Source organism: Frankia sp. AgB32, from assembly GCF_023243045.1.
In the GTDB taxonomy this organism is placed as follows: domain Bacteria; phylum Actinomycetota; class Actinomycetes; order Frankiales; family Frankiaceae; genus Frankia.
In genome coordinates this window covers 1-3309 of record NZ_JALKFX010000136.1, presented here as the reverse complement: position 1 = coordinate 3309, position 3309 = coordinate 1, and the positions used below count along the sequence as shown (strand labels likewise).

The window sequence follows — 3309 nt, the reverse complement described above, 5'->3', positions numbered from 1 at the left end:
CGATCCGGCTCCACCCGCTCGCACCACGCGCAGCATGACCAGATCCCGGAAAGATCAAACTACGCTTCACGGCATTGGGTCAGGAGGTCCACCGCTGCGTCCACCACGAACTCCTCCAGCAGAGGCGCGTTGATCCTCCTGGAGCACTTTTGCTCGTCCGTGCGGTACTTCCGCGAGCACAGATAGCCCGGCGAGACATGCCCACCGACCCCGGCCATCCGCGTCCCGCACCGCTTGCAGGTCGCGATCCCGCGCAACAAATAGAACCGCGCTGGAGCCACCTTCGCCGCACGCGCGGCAGCCCGATACGAGCGCCGGTCCCGAATCTCCGCCCACGTCCCCGGATCGAAGATCGCCGGCCAGCTTCCCTGGCCGATCTCATCTCCCCGGAACACCCGAATCCCGGCCGCGTGCCGGGAGTCCAGCACCGACAGCACTGAGAACTCAGTCCACGGCTTACCGGTGACGGTCACATGTCCCTGCTCGTTGAGCGCAGGGGCGATCTTGATTGGCGTGGCGCCGTCCAGGTAGCGCGCGGCTATGTCCCGAGCCACCTTCGCCTCCGCCTCGATGATGGTCTGACCGTCCGGGGAGTAGCCGTAGCGGCGCTTGCCCGTATGCGGCTTGCCGTCGTTGGCCTGGTCCACCATCGCGTCCTTCATCCGCCGCGAGGTGTCATCTGACGATCGGCAGGCGTGCGCGACCTCGATCCGCAAGAAGAATCGATCGTCCGGATCGGCCAGGTCACGCTGATTGGCCTGCCCGTGCAGCGTGATGGCCCGTTCATCCGAGATCGCCAACAGTTCTTCAAGATCCTTCGGCTGCCGCATCAACCGGTCCGGATGGTAGGCCACGATGTGCCCTATCTCGCCAGCACGGGCAAGGCTCAGCAGGGCGTCCCATCCATCGCGCTTGCGATCACGCCGCCAGGCCGATCGGTTGTTGTCGACGAACACTTGCGCTACACGCAGACCCAGCCGGCCAACGACCTCACGGCAGATCCGCTCCTGCCGGTCCACTCCAGTCTGGTCCTCGTCCGCAGTGTGCGAGATCCGGCAGTAGATCGCCGCGGGCTGCCCCTTCCAGTCTTCGCGCGACGACCGGTTCCGGTCGTACCGCGCCTGGCGTCGTATCCGCATCGGTCCTGACGGCGTGTCCGCATCGCCCATATTCATATGCTACGAGCCGTTTATGACTGATGTAACGATCGTCAACGTCACGCTGCCGACGCTGGGGCGGGAGTTCGACGTCGCGCCGTCGGCGCTCAGCGCGATCGCCGTCGGCTACCTTGCGAGTCTCGCGGTGGTGATCCCGGCGTCCGGCTGGGTCGGCGACCGCTTCGGCGGCCGGCGCACGCTGCTCGTCGCGATCGCGCTGTTCACGATCGCCTCCATGCTGTGCGGGTTCGCCACCAGTTTCGGTGAGCTGGTGGCGTTCCGGGTGCTGCAGGGGGTCGGTGGCGGGCTGCTGACCCCGACCGGCATGGCGATGCTGTTCCGGGCCTTCCCGCCGAACGAGCGGGTGCGGGCGTCCGGGATCCTGATAATCCCGACCGCGTTCGCGCCGGCGCTCGGACCTGTCCTCGGCGGTCTGCTGGTGACCGACCTGTCGTGGCGCTGGGTGTTCTTCGTGAACCTGCCGATCGGCGTGTTCGCGCTGCTGTTCGGGCTGGCGTTCCTGCCCCGCGACGGCGAGGCGAGCGCCGACCGGTTCGACCTGCCCGGCTTCCTGCTGTCCGCGGCCGGGTTCGGCCTGGTCATCGTCGGAGTGAGCGAGGGCCCGGAGCGCGGCTGGGGCTCGCCGCTGATCCTCGCCGCCCTGGTCGTCGGCGCCGGGCTGCTCGCCGCGCTGGTCGTCCAGCAGCTGCGGGCCTCGGCGCCGCTGCTGCACCTGCGGCTGTTCGCCGACCGGCTGTTCCGGTCCACCAACGTGGTGATGTTCCTGGCCACGTCCGCGTTCCTCGGCACCCTCTACATCGTCGCACTGTTCTACCAGGACGGTCTCGGCCTGTCCGCGCTGAACTCCGGCCTGTCCACGTTCCCGGAGGCGATCGGGGTGATGATCGGCTCGCAGGTCGCCAGCCGGGTGCTCTACCCGGCGTTCGGCCCGCGCCGGATCATGGTCGGCGGCCTGCTCGGCGTGGGCACGATGGCGGCCGTCATGGCGCTGGTCGGGGCCGACACGAACCTGTGGTGGATGCGGCTGGCGATGTTCGGCCTCGGCTACACGATGTCGCACGTGTTCGTGCCGACGCAGGCCGCGGCGTTCGCCCGGATCAGCCCGGCCGAGACGGGCCGGGCCTCGACCCTGTTCAACGCCCAGCGCCAGCTCGGTGGTGCCGTCGGCGTCGCGGTGCTCTCCACCGCGCTCGCCGCCGTCGGCACCACCCGCGTCGTCGACGGGCGCACCGCGCCGGACCTGACGAGCTACCACGTCGCGCTGCTCGTCGCCGCCGGCCTTGCCCTCGTCGGCGCCGTCGCCGCGTTGACCATCCACGACGTCGACGCCGAACGCACCCGCGTCCGCCGGGTCCGCACCCGCCCGGCGCGGGAGGTCGGCGCCGGGCAGACCGCGTAGCCGGCTCAGAACGCCAGCCGGCTCAGAACGCCAGCCGGCTCAGAACGCCAGCCGGCTCAGCGGTGGCCGGCTCAGAGCAGGCGGCGCAGCCAGTTCACCCGGGCTTCCCTGGCCGCGCGGGAGACCGCAGCCTGGGGCACGATCTGGTCGAAGCCGTGGTAAGCGCCCGGCCAGACGTGCAGCTCCGCCGACCCGCCGGCCGCCCAGATGGCGCTGGCGTAGGCGACGTCCTCGTCCCGGAAGGTCTCCGCGGAGCCGACGTCGATGAACGCCGGCGGCAGGCCGGCGAGGTCCTTCGCCCGGGCCGGGGCGGCGTACGGGCTGACGTCGTCGGTGCCGCGGGCCGCGCCGAGCAGCGCTGTCCAGCCGGTGGCGTTCGACGTCTGGTCCCAGATGCCGAGACCGGCCATCTGCCGGGCCGACACGGTGTCGTTGCGGTCGTCGATCATCGGGCCGATCAGCAGCTGGCCGGCCAGGGCGGGACCGCCGCGGTCGCGGGCCATCAGCGCGCGCGCCGCGGCCAGCCCGCCGCCGGCGCTGCTGCCGACGACGATCAGCTTCCCGGAGGTGACGCCGAGCTCGGCGAGCCTGCCCGCCGTCCAGACCAGGCCGGCGTGGCAGTCGTCGATGGGCGCCGGATGCGGATGCTCCGGCGCGAGCCGGTAGTCCGGGGCGACAACGACGAGGCCCAGCTCCGCGGCCCAGTCGAGCGGCTCGTGCACGCCGGTGCGG

General features: G+C 70.8%; 3 protein-coding genes. 1 reads left to right on the top strand and 2 read right to left on the bottom strand.

Features of this window, described 5'->3' with window-relative positions; genetic code table 11:
• Window positions 1-59 precede the first annotated feature (59 nt).
• Window positions 60-1169 (bottom strand): recombinase family protein, encoded by a 1110-nt coding sequence (locus tag MXD60_RS25990; protein ID WP_248822306.1) that lies wholly within the window; start codon window positions 1167-1169, stop codon window positions 60-62.
• Between MXD60_RS25990 and MXD60_RS25985 the strand changes: the two genes are divergently transcribed.
• A complete protein-coding gene (locus MXD60_RS25985; RefSeq protein ID WP_308222613.1) occupies window positions 1153-2577 on the top strand; it encodes a DHA2 family efflux MFS transporter permease subunit in 1425 nt (474 codons plus the stop codon). The genes MXD60_RS25990 and MXD60_RS25985 overlap by 17 nt on opposite strands.
• A 71-nt stretch (window positions 2578-2648) precedes the next feature.
• Here the strand turns inward: MXD60_RS25985 and MXD60_RS25980 are convergent.
• A partial coding sequence (locus MXD60_RS25980) for an alpha/beta hydrolase fold domain-containing protein (RefSeq protein ID WP_248822303.1) occupies window positions 2649-3309 on the bottom strand: 661 nt, incomplete at its 5' end.